Source organism: Catonella sp., from assembly GCF_057250765.1.
This window is the reverse complement of sequence record NZ_DBHIEC010000004.1, coordinates 118,458-141,327: the sequence shown is the minus strand read 5'-3', so window position 1 is coordinate 141,327 and position 22,870 is coordinate 118,458. Positions and strand designations below refer to the sequence as shown.

Genomic DNA, 22,870 nt, shown 5'->3' with positions numbered 1-22,870 from the left:
GTAGCAACCCCATACTATTTTGGAGGTACTATGGTGGAAGGCAGTAAAGCTAGGAAAAACAGAAAGTTAAAGGAGACAGCAGCCGCTTATGCCTTTATGCTTCCTGCACTTATTATAATTTTTATTTTTACAATCATCCCAATATTTGCTAGTCTTGGACTGATGTTCTTTGACTACTCAGTTCTTGGAAAGACCAGATTTGTTGGGTTAGGTAACTTTATCAAGGCATTTAGTGACAGAGAGTTTATAATTGCTATCAAAAACTCGCTTATATTTGTTGCAGTTGTTCCGGTTATACAGATACTTGCAATACTATTATCTCTTTTAGCAAATATGAAATTACCGGGTATTGGTATATTCCGTACCCTTTTTTATATACCGGTTATCACCTCTATGGTAGCGGTTTCTATCATCTGGGGCTTTATATTTAATTCAAGTGGAGTAATCAATACCCTTTTAAGCGACTTGGGGCTGATTACCCAGCCACTTGGATTCATAAGTGACAAAAAAACAGCCATGCTCTGTCTTATGTTTATTACACTCTGGCAGGGTCTTGGTTACTATATGATGATGTACCTTGCAGGACTTCAGGGAATACCATCAGAACTTAGTGAAGCAGCCAAAATAGACGGTGCAGGCACGCTGAAGGTGATTACAAGTATCATCATCCCACAGCTTAAGCCATTTATTTGGTTTTGTACACTTAACTCCATCATTTCAGCTATAGGTGTATTTGATGTAGTTTTTGTGCTTTCTAAGGGAGGGCCTGATAATGCAACCATGGTTATTAACTACTATTCATATACTAAGGCCTTCGGAGAATTCCGATTCGGATATGCAGCAGCAGTTGGAGCAGTTCAGGCAGTTCTTACAGGTATAGTAAGTATAGCAGTATTTGTATATGGAAGAAGAGGAGGTATGACAAACAATGAGTAATGCTAAGAAAAGAATAAGAACCAAGGTATTGGTTTCAAATACTATATCATACATTCTCTTAATTACAATTGCTCTGATATGTGCAGGTCCATTTCTTTGGCTTTTGCTGTCATCACTTAGAACAGGAGCAAATATATATGACCTAAAGTTCACCCTGGATAGCTTTTCAATATCAAATTATACCGGTGTGATGGAATTTATGAAGCTTCATAAATATGTGTGGAACACCATTGTGATTACCGCGGGGGCTATATCAATGGATGTAGTATTTTCTGCAATGTGTGCTTATCCTCTTGCAACTATGAATTTTAAGGGTAAAAATGTTATCTTTGCTATCCTTGTTGCAACTATGATTATTCCTGCTGCTGCCGGAATGATAATCAACTATCTCACAATTTCAAGAATGCATCTTCTTGACAATGCTTTGGGGGTAATCCTTCCTTCATCAGTCAAGACTTTTAGTATCATACTCCTAAGGCAGGCTTATCTTGGAGTGCCAAAAGAACTAATTGATGCAGCCAAGATAGATGGTGCAGGGCAGTTTATTACCTGGCTAAAGGTAATGCTTCCTGGAATAGTACCGAGTATATCAACCATAGTTATCTTTGACTTCATAGGTAACTGGAATGCCTTTTTGTGGCCTATTATCATATTCAAGGATCCTGCAAAGTACCCACTTGCAACGGCTTTGCAGTACCTAAACGGTTCGTTTAGTTATAAGTTTGGTTATGTGGCGGCAGGAACGATACTCTCGATTATACCTGTACTTATTGTGTTTATGCTTTGTCAGAAAAATTATATAGAGGCTGTCAGTGGGGCAGTAAAGGGTTGATGATATGGAAAATATTGATATTAAGTTAATTACTAAGGATGATTTAGATGATATCTTTACACTTTCGGAGGAATCATTTCCTGCTGAATACAATGTAACTAAGGTAAGTCTTAGGCAAAAACTAATAGATGATGCTGACAAGTTTGATGAAGGAAGCCTTATAATAAGAGAAGCGGCATCAGGTAAGCCTATAGGATTTATCGGAACTAAGATATCACACAGCAATCTTTATCCTGACACCGGTTGGATAAGTATAGTTGCTGTAGCAAGAGATTATAGGCGCAATGGATATGGCAGGCTTCTTGTCTCCAAAGCCTTGGAGGCACTTCACAGTGCAGGAGTCAAGAGAGTAAGTGTGGGACAGGAGTTTCATAATTTTTTCTCGGGAATACCTAATCCAAGTGACGAGAATCTCAGCTTTTTTAACAATCTAAGATTTGCAGTAAATGAAGGCAGCCACTATGATTTGGAAGCTGTAATTACCGATAATACCTACATTGAGAGCTTTGATAATTCTGGATTTGTCGGTGAATTTGAGGTTAAAACATATAATGATGATTATAATGAGCTTATGAGGTTCTTAGAAGCAGAATTCCCGGGAAGATGGGCCTATGAAGTTGATACAGCAATAAAGGCACATAAGGATCCATCTGAAATCGTGTTATTATGGGATAAAAGAGATAATAAAGTTGTTGGATTTTGCATATTGACATCATACAAGGATGGTGATGGAAAAAAGACCGGATATGGAGGACTTGGTCCTATAGGGATTGCTGAAACACTTAGAGGCAGACAGGTGGGGAATTTTCTGCTTCACGAGTCCCTTGTTCAGGCAAAACTTAACGGCATAACAAGAGTAAATATAGATTGGACCATCCTCGTTAAGTTTTATGGACAATTTGGATTTAGAGTAAAGAGGACCTACATAGCTGCTTATAAAGAATTACAGTAAAGGGATGATGGTATGAAGACTAAGATTGTATTATTGCCACTGGATGAGAGACCTTGTAACTTCCTTTTTCCAGGGAAACTATTTTCTCATGATGATATTGAAATTGTAACCCCTAATAAGCTCGGAGATAAGAAAATCCCAGCTAATTTGGAAGCTATAGACGAGTTCTTAATTAAAGAGTGTAAGGATGCTACAGGTCTTGTGATATCACTTGATATGCTTCTTTACGGAGGACTTGTTCCATCAAGGATTCATCTTGAGAGTGAGGCTAAGCTTAAAGAAAGACTTAGAGTTTTAATGGACATAAGAAAAGCTAATCCAAGGCTTACTATCTACGCTTTTAATGTGATTATGAGGTGTCCTGCTTATTCAAGCAGCGACGAAGAGCCTGATTACTATGAAAATTATGGTAAAGAAATTCATGATTTGGGAGCAGCTCTTCATAAAAGCAGTTTAGGGCTTGAGACAGATACACCTGTATGTGAGCTTAAGGATAAGATACCTAAGGAGTACTTAGAAGACTATACATCAAGAAGAAAGGTGAATAAGTCACTCAATTTAGCTTCTCTTGATTTGATTAGCGAAAGAACCATCGATGCTCTGGTTATTCCTCAAGATGATTCCTGTAGATTTGGTTTTGCGGCCATTGACCAGGGAGAGATAAGAAAGGCTGTAGCTGAGAAGTCTCTTGAAGATACGGTACTTATGTACCCGGGTGCTGATGAGGTAGAGCTTACACTTATATCAAGGATGATAAATGTGCTTAAGAATAAGAAACCTAAGGTGTACCTTAAGTATATTACAGACGCAGCAAAGAGCATAATTCCTCTTTATGAAGGAAACATGCTCTCAGGGACGCTAAAATATCACATTCTTTCAGCAGGCTGTCAGCTGACGGACACATACGAGATGGCAGACATCATCCTGGCTGTAACTGCACCTGCCGGCAATATGGAGGAGGCTGCATATCAGCCTTCAACCAAGCCAGAGTATTATGCTGAAAGGAATCTCGCAGAGATGATTGATTTTATAAAGGAGAGAATTGCTGAGGGAAAGATCGTAACTATTGCTGATAATGCCTACGCTAATGGAGGAGACTTGCAGGTGCTAAGGCTTCTTAATGCCAATAATCTGCTTATGAAGGTAGATGGCTATGCCGGCTGGAACACCTCTGCCAATACTATAGGCACAGCCATAGCTGAGGCGGTGGATGCCTATCATTATAAAATAACTAAGGCTCATTGTGATTTCCTCGGGCAGAGATATGTTGAGGATATCGGATATTGCTCGCTAGTTAGGGCTAAAGTCACATCTGAACTTGATAAATATGGCATGAATTATTTTGATGTAAAAGAAAAAGAAGGGGTTATCAGCAGGATTGTTAAAGAAAGATTGAATGAATTTATTAGTAAAGAGCTTTCATCCTTAGGAGGGAAGCTTAAAATAAGCAGTTTAACTCATCCTTGGAAAAGGATGTTTGAGATTGATGTGGAAGTTGACTTCCAGTCATAAAATAGTTTGAGAAAATGTGAATTTTACCCTTAAGTTATAGTTCATCTTGTCCGATATATATAATAGTGTTTAGATGGCACACATTCTAATAGTGAACTGTCATAAAATACTATTAATATTTTTCAATGGAGGGAAAGATGAAAAAAACATCAATTAAGACAGTGATTGCTGCGTGTTTTGTAGGTATGCTAATCCTCTCAAATGTGGTTATGCTGCTTATTAACCAGAGCACAATCGAAAAGTATTTCACAAATCAGATACACGACGATATGTCAGTTATCATTGACCAGGCCGCAATGCGTATGGAAGCTGAGTTAAAGTCTGTTGAAAGAACAGTAGACGAGCTTTCAAGAAACACTATGCTTACCGACGATAAGGTATCTTGGAAAGACAAGGTTGCTTTCTTTAGTAAGAGATCAGAGGAACTTGGATTTATTAACTTCTTTTATACTGACAAAGCAGGTATGTGCGTGAACCTTACTGAAACTGCTGATAAGTTTGATGTTTCAGCCAATGATTACTTCAAACAGGCTATCCAGGGCAAGACCTCTATATCAAAGGTTAGAACCGATAATATAGATGGCTCTAAGATTGTTATAGTAGCTGCTCCATTATACAGGAACGGTGAAATCGATGGTGTATTTGCCGGAGTTAAGCCTACTAAATTTATGAATGAAATCTGTGGTACATTTAAGTGGGAGAATACTGGAATCCTTGCTGTATACGATGAGGAGACCGACTTAATTGGACACACAAATCAGGAGCTTGTTAAAGATAAGATAAATATCTTAGAGAAGGCAAGTGATCCTGAATATAAAGAAATAGCAGAATTCTTCCAGAATGAAATTATGACAAAGCAATCAGGGATAGGCGAGTATACTTTCCTCGGTCAGAAAAAACTTGCAGGATTCTATAACTTCACTGAAAGAGGCATCATAGTTATAGTTTCTATCGATCAGAGTGAGATATTTGATGCTGTGGCAAAGCTTACAACATTACTTCTTATAGTTGGTCTTGTAATAATTGCAATAGGAGTTGTATTCTCATTTATCATAGCTTCAAGGATAGCTAAGCCTATCAATTCGCTTAATGCTGATATAAATGAACTTTCTTCATACAATCTCAGTGCTGCTCCAAAGAATGATTATTCTAAGAGAAGAGATGAGATTGGAGATATATACAGAGCTACTCAGGACCTCAAGAACAAATTCATTGAGATAGTTGAAAAGATGAAGCAGTCTTCTTCTGAGCTTAGTGCTTCCTGCAATAGCTTTTTAGAGAAAGCTGAGAAGGTAAGCCACTCATCAGAAGAAATTGCAAAGACTCTTGAAGAAGTTGCACAGGGTGTTACATCTCAGGCAGAGGATACTCAGGTTGGTGTTATTCAGGTACAGAACCTAAGCAACCTCATTGAACAAAACAACGCTAACCTAAAGATACTTGGTGATGCCTCAACCAATGCAGAAAATCTTAAGAATGAAGGCCTTGTTACTATGGAAGGACTTCTTAAGTCTACAGAGAATAGTAAGGCAATATCCAATGATATTAAGGAAGCTATTGACAATACACAGAGCTCAGTTGATGAGATTAAGGTTGCCGGTGAAATGATTCGTTCTATTGCTGAGCAGACCAACCTTCTTGCGCTTAATGCGGCTATTGAGGCTGCAAGAGCAGGTGAGGCAGGAAAGGGCTTTGCGGTTGTAGCTGAGGAAATCAGAAAGCTTGCTGAGAACTCAAGTAAGTTTACAGAAAATATCAACCAGTCAGTAAGCGAACTTTTAACAAGAACAGCTTATGCGGTTGAGAAGATAAATGAATCTACTGAAATTGTAGAGAATCAGTCACATAACGTAGATGAAGTAAGTGTACGCTTTGACGGTATATCTGATGCTATTACTGAGCTTAAGTCAGCTATGGACGAAATCGTAGCTTCTAATAAGCAGTTCAGTGAGGCACAGGAGAAGCTATACACAGTTATGGAAAATGCTTCTGCTCTTTCAGAAGAGAACTCTGCTTCAGCAGAAGAAATCTCAGCTTCTACACAGGAGCAGGCTGCTACCTTTGAAGAGGTTAAGGATGAGAGCCAGGCTCTTATGGAACTCTCTAGAGACCTTGATGAGGTTATTCAGAAGTTTAAGTTGTAATACATATAAAAATGAAGTGGGTGCCGTAAGGTACCCACTTTTTTGACGCAAATATACTTTTATAACATATAAGCGGCGATATCAATATGGTGGCTTTTACGCTTACATAGCAATATTATTCAACCTCTAATATCACGCACTGATAAGGACTAAGCTTTATGGTTCTATCGTTTACAAATTCTACATTCTTCATATTTGATAATATATTAGCCTTGCATTTCTTTTCAAGCTTTACAGTTTTTTCTTCTCTATCAAAATTACCAAGTACAAGCAGGGTTTGTTTTTCGCCGTTTCTGTAAAATGCCATAAGATTATGCTCGTTTTCAAGGTAAGGCACCACCTCTCCATAGACGATTGTATCCTTATATGCTTCATTTTTTCTAAGAGCAGTTAACTTCCTGTAGTAGTTAAGTACAGAGTTTTCATCATCTATCTGAGACTTTACATTGATTTTTTTGTATTTAGGGTTGACCATAAGCCAAGGAGTTCCGCTTGTAAATCCTGCATTTTTGCTATCATCCCACTGCATAGGAGTTCTTGCATTATCCCTGCTGAACTTTTTAACAGCATTAAAAGCATCCTCTTTTGACAGACCTGCATCAAGTGCAGTCTGATATTCACCAATAGTGGATATGTCATCTATTTCTTCCATGCCGGTAAAATCGCAGTTTTCCATACCGATTTCCTGTCCCTGATAAATGAAAGGAAGGCCCTTCATCATCAGCTGCATGGTTCCAAGAAGCTTCTTTGAGTCGTCGTTTATATCACAGGTCTGGAGAAAATAACTGGCACCTCTTGGTAAATCGTGGTTTTCTATGATTGTAGAAATATAACCTAAATCATTAACTCTAACCTGAGTTTCAAAACAACAGTTTCTATAGTCATCAGGTGTAATTGGCTTTGCAGCATACCACCCCTTGTCACTCTTGCCAAACCCTACCTCGTTAAAGTCAAACATAGTTGAAAAATGGCCGTCATCACCTATAAATATAGGGATATCCTCCGTTCTGTCTGTAAATACCTCTCCAACTGTAAATGCGTCGTGTTTATCAAAGGTATGTAGTCTCAGCTCGTGTAGATAATTATCCACATTCTTTGCATCAGCTAGCATCTTCGCACATATAACGGTGCCGTCTTCCCTGTCAGGAGGATAGTTATAAGAGGTAAATGGAAGAGCCTTGCTTATATTCATTATGGCATCGACTCTAAAACCTGCAAGCCCCTTATCGAGCCACCAGTTAATCATTTTGTAGATTTCATCACGAAGCTTAGGGTTCTCCCAGTTTAAATCCGGTTGCTTTTTATGAAAGAGGTGGAGATAGTATTTATCAGTTCCTTTGATTTTTTCCCAGGCACTTCCGCCAAAGTAGGATCGCCAGTTATTTGGAGGGTTGCCATTTACTCCGTCTTCGATGAAAAAATATTTGGCATACTCACTGTCTAGGTCTGCCATAGCTTTCTTAAACCATTCGTGCTCGTCAGAACAGTGGTTGATAACTAAGTCCATCAGGATGTACATATTTCTCTTCTTTGCCTCTGCCAGCAGTTCATTCATATCATCCATGGTTCCAAATCTTGGATCTATATCATAGTAATCCGCTATATCATAGCCCTGGTCAGCAAGTGGGGAAGGATAACAGGGAGAAAGCCATATGATGTCAACACCTAAGTCTTTCAAATAATCAAGCTTGTTAATTACACCTCTTAAATCGCCTATTCCGTTTCCTTTTGTATCCAAAAAGCTCTTTGGATATATTTGATATGCCACCTTTTCGTGCCACCATTTTTTCTTCATTTATGTTCTCCTTTTATCTTAATTTCGCCACCATATGAACGCGCTTATCCTGCAATCAGGCTTATATCATTGTACCCTTGTATCATATAATAAAATCAAGGATATATCAATACTTAATAGAATTATTTGATTATCTAAGTAAATTGATATATACTATCTAAGTACGATGATATCTAAGTTGATATATTAAATTTATGGAAATTAAGGAGCTTTCTTATGTATGAATTATATATTAAACAGAAGGTATTTAAGATAACTGACCACTATGAGGTTATGGATTCAAATCAAAATCCTGTCTATCGTGTAGATCAGGACTTCAGACTTGTAGGCAATACAGTACATGTCAGCAGGATGGACGGCAGTGAGGCCTTTGTTATCAATAAAAGGGTGCTTACATTAATGCCTAAGTATGATGTTGATTTTAGTAATGGAAAAACGGCATTTATTAAGCAAAAGTTTACCTTTTTTATAAAGTCAATAGATATGTATTTTGATAATAAGTTACTTAGTCTCGACGGAAGCTTATGGGATTTGGACTTTAGAGTGTTTTCTGATAACAATGAGATTGGTAATATCAGTAGGAAAATTCTTGCTTGGGGGGATACCTATGTAATTAGCGTATTTGATCCTGAATTTGAAGAAGCCTTGCTGGCACTGACAATTGTGGTTGACAATATTAAGGATAATGAAGGAAAAGGTTGATTGGAGAGTAAATGACAGAAAAAATATATCTGGTATCGCTTGGCTGCGATAAAAACCTTGTAGACTCAGAAATTATGCTTGGGCTTTTAAGTAAAGAAGGCTATACTATAACTAATGAACTTAATGAAGCTGACTATGCCATAGTAAATAGCTGCTGCTTCATTGGGGATGCAAAAGAAGAAAGTATAAATACAATTATAGAAATAGGGGAACTTAAAAAAGAAGGTAAGCTTAAAGGACTCATTGTGACAGGCTGTCTTGCACAAAGATACCAGTCTATGATTACTGATGAGCTTCCTGAGGCAGATGCTGTTATAGGTACAACTGCTTATGATAACATTGTATCTGCCATTGCTGAGATAAAGTCTAAAAATGGCTTAGCGGATAAATCTCTCTACATAGAGGACCTTGAAAGGCTGGCTGGAGGAGAGGAACACAGACTCGTGCCTGCTGGAGAGATTTCATCTTATATTAAGATAGCGGAAGGCTGTAACAAACGCTGCACTTACTGTATTATTCCGTATATCCGTGGTAATTATAGAAGTATTCCTATGGAAACAATTGTTAAAGAGGCAGAAGAGTTAGCTAAACAGGGAACAAAAGAGCTTCTTTTGGTGGCTCAGGAGACTACACTGTATGGAGTTGACATTTACGGTAAGAAAGCGCTGCCTGAATTAGTTCACGAGTTATCAAAAATAAGTGGAATTGAATGGATAAGACTGTTATACTGTTATCCGGAAGAAATAACAGATGAGATAATTGAAGCAATTAAGAATGAAAAAAAGGTCTGTCATTACATAGATTTGCCTATTCAGCATAGTTCTGATGCAATTCTAAAAAGAATGGCAAGAAAGACAAATCAGGCTGAGCTAAGAGAGAGGATTGCAAGACTCCGTAAGGAAATTCCTGATATCACCCTTAGAACTACACTTATCACCGGGTTCCCGGGCGAAACCGAAGAAGACTTTAAGGAGCTTTACAACTTTGTGGATGAGATGGAGTTTGACCGTCTTGGGGTGTTTACATACTCTGCCGAGGAGGGCACTCCTGCCGCGGAAATGGATGGTCAGGTAGACGAAGAAGTAAAAATTGCGAGAAGAAATGAAATTATGGAGCTTCAGCAGGAGATATCGGCTGAAAAAGCAGAGGGTAGAATAGGAAAAGTCTATGAAGTCCTTGTTGAAGGCACGGTGCCTGTTGATTCTGTTAATGGCGAAGCTTTTGCTTCAATTATGGAAGTAAACGAAGACGGAAAGAAAGTCTATATAGGGAGAACCTATATGGATGCTCCCGATGTAGACGGACAGGTATTTTTTGAATCTAACTACGAAATTATGTCAGGTGAGCTTGTGGAGGTTGAAATAATTGCCTCAGACGAGTATGATTTGTTTGGAGTATTGATTTAGGAGGAGATAGTATGAATCTGCCTAATAAGATTACGGTATTCAGGATACTTATGATACCATTTTTTGTGGCAAGTATGCTCATTAAAGAAATCCCTTATCACGAGATTATAGCGGGAGTAATATTTATAATTGCGGCTCTTTCTGATTTGGTTGATGGCAAGATAGCAAGACGCTTTAACCTTGTCACCAATTTTGGCAAATTTATGGATCCGCTCGCGGATAAGCTGCTTGTTCAGTCTGCTTTACTTTGCTTTGTTGCGAACGGACTTTTACCAGCTTGGATTGCAATCGTTATAATGAGCAGGGAGTTTATTATAAGCGGTTTTAGGCTTGTTGCTGCAGATAAAGGAATTGTGATAGCGGCTGGTTACCTTGGAAAGCTTAAAACCGTATTTCAGATGGTGATGAGCGTTATGTTGATTTTCCATTTTTCTCATCCTGTTTGGCTTGCTACGGAGCAGATTTTTATATGGGGTTCACTTATACTGACAATTGTTTCACTTGTTGATTATTTTATCAAAAATAAAGATGTGCTAAAGGAAACAAAGTAATGAAACTTGAGGAAGAAGTAGTTAAAAGACTATTAGAGAAGAATTTAATTCTAACAACGGCAGAGTCCTGCACGGGCGGACTTATAGGTGCTGCCATAGTAAATGTTTCGGGAGCGTCGGGCTGCTTTAATGAGGGTTATATTACTTATGCAAATGAAGCAAAAGTGAGGCTTTTAGGAGTAAATGAAGAAAGCATAAGTAAATACGGTGTGGTCAGCGATGTAGTAGTTAAAGAAATGGCAAAAGGGGCACTTAGTTCTGCTTCTGCCGACATAGCAGTAGCTGTATCAGGGATAGCAGGCCCGCTTGGAGGAAGTCCTTCAAAGCCTGTAGGTACTGTGTTTGTTGGCCTTTGCATTAAGGATAAAAATACGAAAGCTCTGTCTTCTAGAGCCTATGAATTTCATTTTCAGGGTGATAGAACTGAGATTAGGCATAAAACTGTCCAAGAAGCATTAAAAATTATTTTATCTGCCACATAATTGACAACAACCCTCCTTATTCTATACATGTGAAAATAGGAAAGGAGGGTTCAATGTTTAAAAAATTAAGAGGAATTATATTGTGTGGAGTAGCCGCTTCCCTAGTTTTGACTTCGTGTGGAAACAAAGCGGATAATTATAAAAAAGCAGATTCTAAAACTGAATCATCTGCCGGAAATTCTGTAAATGGTTCATCAAGTGTAGTAAATACTGTGATAAAAGTTCCTGAAAAGGGTGGAAATTCTAAGCATATAAGCATTACTCAGCAAAAGGTGACCATATATTCTGTTGATGCTGAAAGTGATAAGATACAAGCTAAAAACAGCATGATAACCATAAAGGAAGAACTGATACCTCAGGATATTATAGATGCTGTATTGTTTGAACTTGATGACTTGATAGATGGTGATGCAATTGCGAATACCCTTACAGACAAGGATTCTATTACGATAAATTTTATTACCAAGGATAAAGACTACCCTTTTGGAAAGAAGTCTCAGGTAACGGATGTCATTGTGCTTGATTGTATATCATACAGTATATTTGACAATTTTAAGGATTTTAAGAAAATTTATTTTAAATTGAATGGAGAGGCATATAGGTCGAAACAGCTTAAGCTGTCAGACACTAAGCCATTTATGATAAATGAGTAAAGTATTGGTAATAGGTGCTGGAGCTGCGGGAAGTATGGCTGCCATATTTGCAGCAAGAGCAGGAAATGATGTCATTGTATTTGAAAAAAATGCAAAGACCGGTAAGAAGATTTATATTACAGGTAAGGGCAGATGTAACCTTACTAATGCCGTAGAAAATGAAGAGCTTATAAAGAACACCATACGAAACCCTAAGTTTATGTACAGCGCTTACTCAACATTTTCAAGTAAGGACACTATTGGATTCTTTGAGAAACTAAATTGTCCCATAAAGGTGGAGAGGGGTAACAGAGCATTTCCTGTAAGCGACCATTCCTCTGATATAATCAAAGCGCTTGATAAGGCAATGGAAGAGGCAGGGGTTAAAATCAGATATAATACACCTGTAGAACAGCTTGTTATCAGTGATGATGGAGCCACTATAAAGGGTATTAAACTAAGAGATGGTAAGATAGTTGAATCCGATAAGGTTATTGTAGCTACGGGTGGACTGTCCTACAGGTCAACAGGTTCAACAGGCGATGGGTATGAGTTTGCAAAGCAGGCAGGGCATACCGTCAAAGGTTTAAGGCCTAGTCTTGTAGCTCTTGAGGTAAAAGAGAGCTTTGTAAAAGAACTTGAAGGTCTTTCACTAAAAAATGTCAGGGTTATAGTTAAGAATGGTAAGAAAACTTTGTTTAATGAACTTGGCGAGATGCTATTTACCAGAAACGGCGTAAGCGGGCCGCTTATACTGTCTGCAAGCAGTATTGCAGGTGACATATTTTATAGTGATGGTGGAGAGTTAAGTATAGACTTAAAGCCTGCACTTACTGAGGATGAACTGGATGCAAGACTTCTAAGGGATTTTACTGAGTTTAGGGCTAAGGCGCTTAAAAATGCTCTTGACAAGCTCTTGCCTAAAAGCCTTATTCCTGTCTTTTTAGAGAGAACAAAAATAAATGTAGAAAAAAAGGCGGGGGACTTAACTAAATCAGAAAGAAGTGTTATAATAGGGTTGCTTAAGCATTTTACACTGCGGGTAACGGGGCTTAGAGGCTATGAAGAAGCCGTTATAACTAAGGGTGGAGTATCAGTTAAAGAAATTAATCCCAAAACAATGGAGTCTAAGTTAGTGAAAGGGCTTTATTTTGTAGGTGAGGTCTTGGATGTGGATGCTCTTACTGGAGGTTTTAACTTGCAGATAGCGTGGTCTACAGGTGTAGTTGCAGGTAGTGATATTATTTAATTAAGGGGGTATTACAATGAATAAGCTAAGCACAGACAAGGCACCGGCAGCAATCGGACCATACAGCCAGGGTGTAGAGGTACAGGGACTTGTATTTACAAGTGGTCAGATTCCAATCAATCCTGCAGTAGGAAAGATTGAGGCAGAGGGAATTGAGGCTCAGGCAGAACAGTCCTGTAAGAATGTTGAGGCTGTACTTGAAGCAGCAGGTCTTTCTATGAATGATGTAGTAAAGACAACCTGTCTGCTTGCCAACATGGAAGACTTTGCGGTATTTAATAAAGTATATGAGAAATACTTTATTAGCAAGCCTGCAAGATCCTGCTTTGCAGTAAAAGCACTTCCGGCAGGTGCATTGGTTGAGATTGAAGCTATTGCTTCTAAGTAAAATAATAAGGGACAAACGGAGCCTTACTTCGTTTGTCCTTTAATCAAACTAAGAGGATAGAATGAACAAAGAAATAGCAATTGACGGACCTGCGGGAGCCGGTAAAAGTACCATAGCAAAAAGAGTAGCCGAAAAGTTAGGACTAATCTATGTAGATACAGGTGCTATGTTTAGAGCGATTGCCCTTTATATGACGGGGAAGTGTGTCAAAAGCAATGAGACTGACAAAGTTAAAGAAGAGTTAAATAACATCCGTCTTGACATAGTCTATGAAAATGGTGAACAGCAGATTATATTAAATGATGAAAATGTGAGCAAGCTTATTAGAAATCCTGAAATAAGTAAGGCTGCATCGGAATTTGCACAGGTTCCCGAGGTAAGGGAAAGGCTTTTAATACTGCAAAGAGAACTGGCTGATAAAAGGCCTGTAGTTATGGATGGAAGAGACATAGGCACAAAAGTGCTTCCGACCGCCTCTGTTAAGATATTTTTAACAGCAGATGTGAAGGTTAGGGCCGAGAGAAGATATAAAGAACTTACTGAAAAAGGTGAAAAGGTTAATTTAGAAGACATTATGTCCGATATAAAGAGTAGGGATGAGCAGGATATGAATAGGAAGGTTTCACCTCTTGTACAGGCCAGTGATGCGGTGTTGGTGGATACATCTTCACTTAGTATTGATGAAGTGGTTGATGCCATAATAAAAATTGCCTGTGACAAAAATTCTGACTTTATCTAGAATCTCTTAGAAAGGGAAACTATATTTGGAAATTAAGGTTGCTAAAAATGCAGGTTTTTGTTTTGGTGTAAAGAGAGCTATTGAGCTTGTTAACAAACTTTCATCTGAAGGAAAGCCTGTATACACTTATGGAGATATTATCCATAATGAGAGTGTGGTAAAGGAGCTTGAAGAAAAGGGAGTAAGGGTTGTAAATGACTTGGATGAGCTAAAGAATCTTGAAAAGGGAACTTTGATTATAAGATCTCACGGAATACCTAAGTCTGATTACGATAAGTTAGCTGATTTGGGAGCTGAATTTCAAGATGCTACCTGTCCCTTTGTAAAAAAGATACATAAGCTTGCAAGGGAGTATTCAGAGAATCCTGACAATCAAATCGTCATTGTAGGCTCAAGAAATCATCCTGAGGTTATAGGTATAAAGGGCTGGTGCCTGACTGAGCCGGTTATATTTGAAACCAAGGAAGAAGCCGAGGCTTATAACGGAAATCCTTTAAAGAAACATGTTATTTTAGCTCAAACTACATTTAATTTAAATAAATTTCAAGATATAGTTGAAATTTTAGAGAAAAAGAGATATTATAGTATTGTTTTGAATACTATCTGCGATGCTACATCAAAAAGGCAGACTGAAACGGAAAAACTTGCGGGAGAAGCAGATGCAATGATAGTTGTTGGCGGCAGACATAGCTCCAACACCCAAAAATTATACGATATATGTATAAAAAAATGTGTTGATACTTACTATATACAGACACCTGAGGACTTGGATATAAGGAAACTAAGACTTTTTCGTTGCGTAGGTATTACAGCAGGGGCTTCAACCCCAAATAATATTATTGAGGAGGTTCGGACCAGAATGGCTGAAATGAGTTTTGAAGAAATGCTTGAGGAGTCTTTAAAGACTACCAGACACAACGGAGAGGTGGTAGAAGGAACTGTAATAGCTGTTAAGGAAGATGAGATTATCCTTAACATTGGATATAAAGCAGATGGAATTCTTACAAAGAGTGAATATTCCAACACTCCTACTGACCTTACTACTGTTGCTAAGGTTGGAGATAAGATGGAAGTTAAGGTACTTAAGCTTAATGACGGAGATGGACAGGTGCTTCTTACATATAAGCGCCTTGCTGCAGAAAAGGGCAATAAGCGCCTTGAAGAAGCTTTTAACAACAAAGAAGTACTTAAGGCTAAGGTTAGCCAGGTACTTAATGGTGGTTTAAGCGTAGTAGTTGATGAGGCTAGGGTATTTATACCTGCAAGCCTTGTATCAGATACTTACGAGAAGAATCTTGATAAGTATGCAGGTGAGGAAATTGAGTTTGTTATCAGCGAATTCAATCCTAAGAAGAGAAGGGTTATCGGTGATAGAAAGCAGATTCTTACGGCTAAGAAGAACGAGCTTAAGAAGGCTCTTTTCGAGAAGCTTGCAGTTGGACAGGTTGTTGACGGAACAGTTAAGAATGTAACAGATTTTGGTGCATTTATAGATCTTGGCGGTGCAGATGGACTTCTCCATATCTCAGAGATGAGCTGGGGACATATCGAGAATCCTAAGAAGGTATTCAAGGTTGGCGATATGGTTAAGACCTTCGTTAAAGATATTCAGGGCGAGAAGATTGCTTTAAGCCTTAAGTTTGAGGATCAGAATCCTTGGGCAGGTGCAGAAGAGAAATTTGCAGTAGGTAAGATTGTTACCGGTAAGGTTGCCCGTATGACTGACTTTGGTGCATTTATTGAGCTTGAGCCGGGTGTAGATGCTCTTCTCCACGTATCACAGATTGCCAATAATCATGTTGAGAAGCCAAGCGACGTACTTAAGACAGGCGAAGAAGTAACAGCAAAGGTTGTTGATTTTAACGCTGAGACAAAGAAGATTTCACTTTCTATCAAGGCTCTTTTAGCTGGAGCAGAGGAGAAAGAAGAGAAAGCTTCTGATGATTCTGAAGATAATCAGGCAGAATAATTTGTCAGGTTTTGCTCAGCTTATGCAGTTAGATCTGTATGAGCTGGGCATTTTTAATGTGACAGGAAATTTCTCCAAAATTACCTGTCACATTAAAATAATGATATACACTTTTAGTACTTATAACTCGAATAATATACGAACATGGAGGTAAGTATGAGCGATTACGAGAGTTTTAAAAAGCAGGTATATACCTTGTCTTCAATTGATTTGGATGCTTATAAAGAGAAACAGATGAAGAGAAGGATAGATTCTCTTATTGCAAAAAATGGATTTAAGACTTATGATGATTATATAAAAGGATTGAAGACTGATAAAGACCTTTACGATGCATTTATAAACTATCTCACCATAAATGTATCTGAATTTTGGCGCAATCCTGAGCAGTGGGCTATCCTTGAGAAAGACATAATTCCTTATCTTATGAAGAAGGATGGGAAGAATATTAAAATATGGAGTGCTGCCTGCTCTACAGGTGACGAACCATATTCTCTTGTTATGTTGCTGTTAAAATTTGTACCTCTTAACCAGATTAAAATAATTGCCACAGACATAGACAATCAGGTGCTTGAGAAGGCAAAGATGGGAGTATACAGCTATAATAGTGTTAAGGGCTTACCAAAGGAGCTTCTAGAAAAGCATTTCACCAAGCTTACGGCTACTTCTTACAAGATTAACGATGATATCAAGTCAAGAGTTGAATTTAAGAAGCATAATCTCCTTAAAGATCCTTATCCAACAGGCTGTTCTATGATAGTTTGCAGAAATGTAGTAATATATTTTACGGATGAAGCTAAAAATGAGGTATTTAAGAAGTTTCATTCAGTCCTAAAACCTGAAGGTGTGCTCTTTGTAGGAAGTACAGAGCAGATTATCCAGTCTGCTGCTATAGGATTTAAACCACAGTATTCGTTTTTCTACATCAAACAGTAAATAATAGATAGGTGGTAAAAATAAATATGATTAAAGTTGCATTGGATGTAATGGGTGGCGATAATGCGCCTTATGAGATAGTCAAAGGAGCTGTCCTTGCTGTTAATGAGAATAAAGATCTTAAGGTTTATCTAGTAGGTCAGAGTGCGGTCGTTCACGATACACTTAACAGGTTAAGAGGAGAAGGCCTCGAAATCAACATGAATGCACTTGAAATAATAGAGGCGTCTGAGGTTATTACAAATGATGAGGCACCGGTTATGGCAATCAGAAAGAAGAAAGACTCATCGATTTCTGTTGCAATGAGGCTAGTGAAGGAAGAAAAGGCAGATGCCTTTGTTTCTGCTGGTTCTACAGGGGCTGTTCTTGTAGGAGGACAGCTGGTTGTCGGAAGGCTTAAGGGAGTTGAGCGTTCTCCTCTTGCATCACTTATCCCAACGCAGAAGGGCGTATCTTTGCTGATTGACTGTGGAGCTAATGTGGATTCAAGATCTGCTCACCTTATTCAGTATGCCGTTATGGGTTCAATATATATGGAAAATGTAATCGGCATTAAGAACCCTAAGGTTGCCATAGTGAATGTTGGTGTAGAAGAAGAGAAGGGAAATGCACTTGTAAAGGAAACCTTCCCGCTGCTCAAATCCCGTTCAGATATTAACTTTGTAGGTAGTATTGAATCAAGACAGATTCCTTACGGAGATGCGGATGTAATAGTGTGTGATGCCTTTGTAGGTAATGCTATATTAAAGCTTTTTGAAGGAGTTGCCGCAGTTCTTCTCGAAGAAATCAAGAAGGGACTTTTAAGCACTACGATGAGCAAGATAGGTGCCATGCTCTCCAAAAAGGCACTTAAAAACACATTATCTATGTTTGATGCTACTAAACATGGCGGAGCCCCTATGCTTGGACTTAATGGACTTGTAGTTAAGACTCACGGTAATGCAACACATAATGAAATTAAAAATGCTCTTATTCAGTGTATCAGCTTTAAAAATCAGGGAATTAACGATAAAATAAAGCAGTACTTATCAGAATAAGATGTAATAAAGGAGGAAATATGGAACTGGATAGAATTAAAGAAATTGTTGCAGGAGTACTTCACGTAGATGAAAACAGTATAACTGCAGACACAAAATTTGTAGATGATTTGGGTGCAGACTCACTTGATCTTACATCAATCGTTATGGAGATAGAGGAACAGTTTGGAATTGAAATTCCTGATGATGCTATTGCTTCTATCGTAACGGTTGGCGATGCTGTAGAAAAGCTTGAAGAAGCTAGCGAAAGGTAAATAATACCAAATTTGAGTGCCCCGCCGTAAGCTGCGGGGTATTTCATTTTAGAAGGGGGAAAATAAGTTGAGTTTATTTATTAAACCTGAGAAAGCCGATAAAATCGAACAGACAATAGGATATGAGTTTAAGGATAGGAAGCTCCTTACCAATGCATTTTCTCATAGTTCATTTGTAAACGAAAAGCATCTTTCCAAGTCCGACTGCAACGAGAGAATGGAATTTTTGGGAGATGCGGTATTGGAACTGGCAACAAGTGAATTCCTGTTTAACAGACATAAGGATATGCAGGAAGGTGAGTTAACAAAGCTTCGTGCAAGGCTTGTGTGTGAGCAGGCTCTAGCCTATAGTGCCAGAGAAATGGACTTGTCTGATTATTTGCTTTTAGGACATGGAGAGGCTATAACAGGTGGCAGAAACAGGGATTCTATACTTTCTGACGCACTTGAAGCTCTTATAGGGGCGATTTATCTTGACGGTGGTCTTACTAATGCGAAAGAGTTTATTGAAAGGCATGTATTAAATGATATTGAACACAAGAAACTCTTTTTTGATAGTAAAACTATCTTTCAGGAGATGGTACAGAGTGAGAATCTAGGTACTATCAAATATAAGCTGCTGGATGAATACGGCCCGGACCACGACAAGAAGTTTAAGGAAGCAGTTTATATTGGCACACGTGAGTATGGTATAGGCGAAGGCCATACAAAGAAGGCTGCAGAACAGGTTGCGGCTTATAATGGAATTTTAAAACTAAAGGCTGAAAGAGGAGAAGATAGCGATGTACCTAAAAAGTGTTGAAATACAGGGGTTCAAATCCTTTGCCAATAAAATTGTCTTTTCCTTTGAAAGTGGCATAACCGGCATAGTTGGACCTAACGGAAGCGGTAAAAGTAATGTTGCTGATGCCGTGAGATGGGTACTTGGTGAGCAGAGTGCAAAGCAGCTTCGTGGAGCAAAGATGGAGGATGTTATCTTCTCAGGTACGGAAATAAGAAAAGCACAGAGCTTTGCCTATGTTGCAATCACCATAGACAATTCAGATAAGGTACTTCCAATCGAATATGAAGAGGTTACAGTTGCAAGAAGGGTATACCGTTCAGGAGAAAGTGAATATCTTATCAATGGGCATAACTGCAGGCTTAAAGATGTAAGTGAGCTTTTCCTGGATACAGGTATTGGTAAAGAAGGTTACTCAATTATAGGGCAGGGACAGATTGAGAAGATTATAAGCGGGCGTCCTGAGGACAGGCGTGAGCTCTTTGATGAAGCCGCAGGAATAACCAAATTTAAGAAAAGAAAAGCTGAATCCATTAAGAATCTGGAAGAGGAAAGCGCTAATCTTGCCAGAGTAAATGACATAATGTCTGAGCTTGAAGGGCGTATAGGGCCTCTTGCGAGGCAGGCTGAGGCTGCAAAGTTATATCTTAGTTACAGGGATGACCTAAAGAAATATGAGATTATCAATTTTACCAACGAATATGACCATTTGGCTGATGCTAAATCAAAGGCAGAATCTGATAAGGCTTTGGCAGAAAACAATCTTAATGAGGCAAATACAAAGTATGAGGGCATAAAGGAAGAGTATGAGAAGCTTGAAGCCTTGTTAAATGAAAAGTCTGAAATGATTGATGAAACTTCAAATCTCATAGCTGAGAATCAGATTGCAAGAGAAAAGGCTGATGGTGAACTTAAGCTTATAAAGGAGCAGATAAACTCCATAAACAAAAACTCTGAGAACAATGTAGAAAGGCTCAAACAGGCTCAGTTAAAGCTTGATAACAGTATTAAAGAAGAGGCCGAAGTTAACCTTAAACTTAATGAACTTACCACGAAAGAAGATAACTTTGTAAAAGAAGAGTCCGAGCTAAACGAGGAACTGGAGGCTAAACTTGGCTTAAAAGCTAACCTTGAAAAGGAAAGAGAATATAAGCTTAGTGAGAAGGCAGGAAAAGACAAAGAAAAGGCTGAGGCTGCAGGTCAGATTGAGCTATATAAGGCAAATCTTGAACAGAATAAGATAAAAAAGCTGGAGCTTAATCAGAAGATACTTAGAAATAAAGAAACAAACGATGGTCTTAAGTCTCAGTATGACTCTGCATCTGAAAAGATTAATGAACTTACTGCAAATCTCTTAAAACTTGAGGCTGTAGAATCTGATGCCAAGGAGCTTATCGAAAAGCTTACAGGAGACAGAGCAAAGAAAGAAAAGGAAGTATCAGATAAGCAAAGGGTTATCCTTGGTGCAAAGGCTACACTTAATTCTCTTATGAATATGGCTGAAAAGTACGATGGATACGGCAATGCCGTAAAGCGTATAATGGAGCATAAGAAGGAAGAAACAGGAATCATAGGTGTTGTTGCTGACATTATAAAGGTTAAACCTAAGTATGAGACAGCTGTAGAAACAGCAATTGGTGGTGCCATCCAAAATGTAGTCACTGACAGAGAGGCTACTGCAAAGCGTACTATTACCTGGCTTAAAGAAAATAAGCTTGGAAGGGCAACCTTTCTCCCTCTTGATGCTATGACACTTCATAATCCGGGTAACTTCGGCGGTGCACTTAATGAAGAGGGGATAGTAGGGGTAGCTGCCTCCCTTGTTGAGTTTGAGCCTAAGTATGCAGGTCTTGTAAGCCACATCCTAGGACGTACCCTTGTAGCCGACAATATGGACTCAGCTACAAGAATAGCCAGAAAATACAGATATTCCTTAAGAATAGTTACTCTTGATGGAGAGCAGCTAAGTCCCGGAGGCTCTATCTCAGGTGGTGCATTTAAGAATTCAAGCAATCTTCTTGGAAGAGCAAGAGAAATTGAGGATAAGAAGGAAGGTCTTGTTTTTCTTGAAAATGAGTATGAGGAGCTTAAAAAGGAGCTTGAAGGCATTAGAACTTCGCTATCTGAGACTAAGCAGAGTCTTGCCATTTACAAGGAAAACATGTCTGAACTTAAGGTTAGTCTTAATACAGAAATAAATGCAAGAAAGCAGCTTGAGCATAGAATAGCTGAGACTGAACAAGGGCTTAATGAGATTAAACTTGATGGTATTAATCTTGATAAAGAGCGTGACTTCACGGAAAAAGAAATAGAAAGACTTAGTGCCATAATTGCTTCTGACGATAAAAATGAAGCGCAGTCTGTAGAACTTGATGATATTATTAAGAAAATTGAAGAGACAGACAGGTCGATAGCTGAGATAAATGCAAAGATAAATCAGTCTAAGATAGCTGAAAGTACTGTACTTACTGAGAAGAATTTCATAAATGAAAATCTTGTAAGAATAAACAGAGATAAGCAATCTGCTAAAGAAGAGATTGAGGCGCTTAAGAAGCAGAACGAAGAAATTGCAGTTAGCCTTAAAGAAAAGCAGGCTGAAATCGAGAAGCTTATAAGTGAAATTGAAAGCCTCGCTGTAGAAATTGAAGCTGCTGAGAGAAAGAAAAAAGCTCTTATTACAGAGAAAGACGCGATATCAGGAAGCCACAAGTCTTTCTTTAACAAGCGTGAAGAAATAGCCGAGCTTAGGGCGAGTCTTGATAAAGAAGTGTACAGGCTTGGTGGAATTATAGAAAAGGCTGATGCTAACCTTGAAGCAATGGTAGGCTATATGCTTGAGGAGTACGGAGTAACTTATTCTGAGGCTGTTAAGAATAAGGTTGATACCGATGAGGAATACACAAGCTTCACCCTTAAGAAGATGATTAACAATCAAAAGAATCTTATAAAAGAGCTTGGAAATGTCAATATAGGGGCTATAGAGGAGTACAGGGAAGTAGGCTCAAGATATGAGCTTCTTAAAACTCAGGCAGAGGACATAATAAAGGCTGAGGATGCCTTAAGAGTGGTTATTGAAGAGCTTGATAGAAGGATGAGAGAGCAGTTTGATGAACGCTTTAAGGACATAAATGAGCAGTTTAATCTTGCCTTTGAGGAGCTGTTCGGAGGTGGTAATGGTAGGCTCGAGCTCACAGAAGGAGAGGATGTACTTGAAGCAGGAATCAAGATTATAGCTCAGCCACCGGGAAAGAAGCTTCAGAATATGATGCAGCTTTCAGGTGGTGAAAAGGCTCTTACGGCTATTGCACTTCTTTTTGCCATTCAGAACCTTAAGCCATCACCATTCTGTCTCCTTGATGAGATAGAAGCGGCTCTTGATGACTCCAATGTAACCAGATTTGCGGATTATTTACATAAGTTAACAAAGAACACCCAGTTCATAGTTATTACACATAGAAGAGGTACTATGAATGCCGCAGACGTACTCTATGGTATAACAATGCAGGAAAAGGGTGTATCTACCATGGTTTCGGTTAACCTTATAGACGCAGATATAAAGTAGAAAGGGATGAGATA

Annotated in this window: 20 protein-coding genes; 19 read left to right on the top strand and 1 reads right to left on the bottom strand. The window is 38.6% G+C overall.

Going from position 1 to position 22,870, the window contains the following annotated elements; genetic code table 11:
• The first annotated feature begins 30 nt into the window (after positions 1-30).
• The 5 genes from ACO6HM_RS03515 to ACO6HM_RS03495 all read left to right on the top strand — a co-directional run bounded on the left by ACO6HM_RS03515 (position 31) and on the right by ACO6HM_RS03495 (position 6,376).
• Complete coding sequence (locus tag ACO6HM_RS03515; RefSeq protein WP_485389788.1) at positions 31-936, top strand: carbohydrate ABC transporter permease; 906 nt, start codon at positions 31-33, stop codon at positions 934-936.
• Positions 929-1,768: a carbohydrate ABC transporter permease gene (locus tag ACO6HM_RS03510; RefSeq protein ID WP_485389787.1), complete on the top strand. Its 840-nt coding sequence runs from the start codon at positions 929-931 to the stop codon at positions 1,766-1,768. The genes ACO6HM_RS03515 and ACO6HM_RS03510 overlap by 8 nt, the downstream gene beginning before the upstream one ends.
• Before the next feature lie 4 nt (positions 1,769-1,772).
• Positions 1,773-2,720 (top strand): GNAT family N-acetyltransferase, encoded by a 948-nt coding sequence (locus tag ACO6HM_RS03505; RefSeq protein WP_485389786.1) that lies wholly within the window; start codon positions 1,773-1,775, stop codon positions 2,718-2,720.
• A 12-nt stretch (positions 2,721-2,732) separates the two neighbouring features.
• Positions 2,733-4,232 carry a DUF4127 family protein gene (locus tag ACO6HM_RS03500; RefSeq protein ID WP_485389785.1) on the top strand — a complete coding sequence of 500 codons (1,500 nt, stop codon included), beginning with the start codon at positions 2,733-2,735 and terminating at the stop codon, positions 4,230-4,232.
• Positions 4,233-4,369: 137 nt separating this feature from the next.
• Entirely contained in the window at positions 4,370-6,376 is a 2,007-nt protein-coding gene (locus ACO6HM_RS03495) for a methyl-accepting chemotaxis protein (protein WP_485389784.1), read from the top strand.
• A 115-nt stretch (positions 6,377-6,491) separates the two neighbouring features.
• On the opposite strand, the gene ACO6HM_RS03490 is transcribed toward ACO6HM_RS03495, so the two are convergent.
• Positions 6,492-8,171 carry an alpha-glucosidase gene (locus tag ACO6HM_RS03490; protein WP_485389783.1) on the bottom strand — a complete coding sequence of 560 codons (1,680 nt, stop codon included), beginning with the start codon at positions 8,169-8,171 and terminating at the stop codon, positions 6,492-6,494.
• A 216-nt stretch (positions 8,172-8,387) separates the two neighbouring features.
• Between ACO6HM_RS03490 and ACO6HM_RS03485 the strand changes: the two genes are divergently transcribed.
• From ACO6HM_RS03485 to smc, 14 genes are all read left to right on the top strand, one after another.
• The gene (locus ACO6HM_RS03485) at positions 8,388-8,873 is read left to right on the top strand and encodes an LURP-one-related/scramblase family protein (protein WP_485389782.1); all 486 of its coding nucleotides are present in this window, start codon (positions 8,388-8,390) and stop codon (positions 8,871-8,873) included.
• Positions 8,874-8,884: 11 nt separating this feature from the next.
• Entirely contained in the window at positions 8,885-10,279 is a 1,395-nt protein-coding gene (gene rimO, locus ACO6HM_RS03480) for a 30S ribosomal protein S12 methylthiotransferase RimO (protein ID WP_485389781.1), read from the top strand.
• An 11-nt stretch (positions 10,280-10,290) separates the two neighbouring features.
• On the top strand, positions 10,291-10,830 hold the full coding sequence (pgsA, locus tag ACO6HM_RS03475; RefSeq protein WP_485389780.1) for a CDP-diacylglycerol--glycerol-3-phosphate 3-phosphatidyltransferase: 540 nt from the start codon (positions 10,291-10,293) through the stop codon (positions 10,828-10,830).
• Positions 10,830-11,312 (top strand): CinA family protein, encoded by a 483-nt coding sequence (locus ACO6HM_RS03470; RefSeq protein ID WP_485389779.1) that lies wholly within the window; start codon positions 10,830-10,832, stop codon positions 11,310-11,312. The genes pgsA and ACO6HM_RS03470 overlap by 1 nt, the downstream gene beginning before the upstream one ends.
• 53 nt (positions 11,313-11,365) lie before the next feature.
• Positions 11,366-11,965 carry a hypothetical protein gene (locus ACO6HM_RS03465; RefSeq protein WP_485389778.1) on the top strand — a complete coding sequence of 200 codons (600 nt, stop codon included), beginning with the start codon at positions 11,366-11,368 and terminating at the stop codon, positions 11,963-11,965.
• Positions 11,958-13,193, top strand: coding sequence for a BaiN/RdsA family NAD(P)/FAD-dependent oxidoreductase (locus tag ACO6HM_RS03460; protein ID WP_485389777.1), 1,236 nt, complete (start codon positions 11,958-11,960; stop codon positions 13,191-13,193). The genes ACO6HM_RS03465 and ACO6HM_RS03460 overlap by 8 nt, the downstream gene beginning before the upstream one ends.
• A 16-nt stretch (positions 13,194-13,209) precedes the next feature.
• Entirely contained in the window at positions 13,210-13,581 is a 372-nt protein-coding gene (locus tag ACO6HM_RS03455; protein WP_485372886.1) for a RidA family protein, read from the top strand.
• 61 nt (positions 13,582-13,642) lie between these two features.
• On the top strand, positions 13,643-14,320 hold the full coding sequence (gene cmk / locus ACO6HM_RS03450; protein WP_485389776.1) for a (d)CMP kinase: 678 nt from the start codon (positions 13,643-13,645) through the stop codon (positions 14,318-14,320).
• Positions 14,321-14,345: 25 nt separating this feature from the next.
• Entirely contained in the window at positions 14,346-16,289 is a 1,944-nt protein-coding gene (locus ACO6HM_RS03445; RefSeq protein WP_485389775.1) for a bifunctional 4-hydroxy-3-methylbut-2-enyl diphosphate reductase/30S ribosomal protein S1, read from the top strand.
• 156 nt (positions 16,290-16,445) lie between these two features.
• Positions 16,446-17,222 (top strand): CheR family methyltransferase, encoded by a 777-nt coding sequence (locus ACO6HM_RS03440; protein ID WP_485389774.1) that lies wholly within the window; start codon positions 16,446-16,448, stop codon positions 17,220-17,222.
• A gap of 26 nt (positions 17,223-17,248) precedes the next feature.
• Positions 17,249-18,259: a phosphate acyltransferase PlsX gene (gene plsX, locus ACO6HM_RS03435; RefSeq protein WP_485389773.1), complete on the top strand. Its 1,011-nt coding sequence runs from the start codon at positions 17,249-17,251 to the stop codon at positions 18,257-18,259.
• 20 nt (positions 18,260-18,279) lie between these two features.
• Positions 18,280-18,513, top strand: coding sequence for an acyl carrier protein (acpP, locus tag ACO6HM_RS03430; RefSeq protein ID WP_485378908.1), 234 nt, complete (start codon positions 18,280-18,282; stop codon positions 18,511-18,513).
• A gap of 67 nt (positions 18,514-18,580) precedes the next feature.
• A complete protein-coding gene (rnc, locus tag ACO6HM_RS03425) occupies positions 18,581-19,315 on the top strand; it encodes a ribonuclease III (protein WP_236013706.1) in 735 nt (244 codons plus the stop codon).
• Positions 19,296-22,856, top strand: coding sequence for a chromosome segregation protein SMC (gene smc / locus ACO6HM_RS03420; RefSeq protein WP_485389772.1), 3,561 nt, complete (start codon positions 19,296-19,298; stop codon positions 22,854-22,856). The genes rnc and smc overlap by 20 nt, the downstream gene beginning before the upstream one ends.
• Positions 22,857-22,870: the final 14 nt, after the last annotated feature.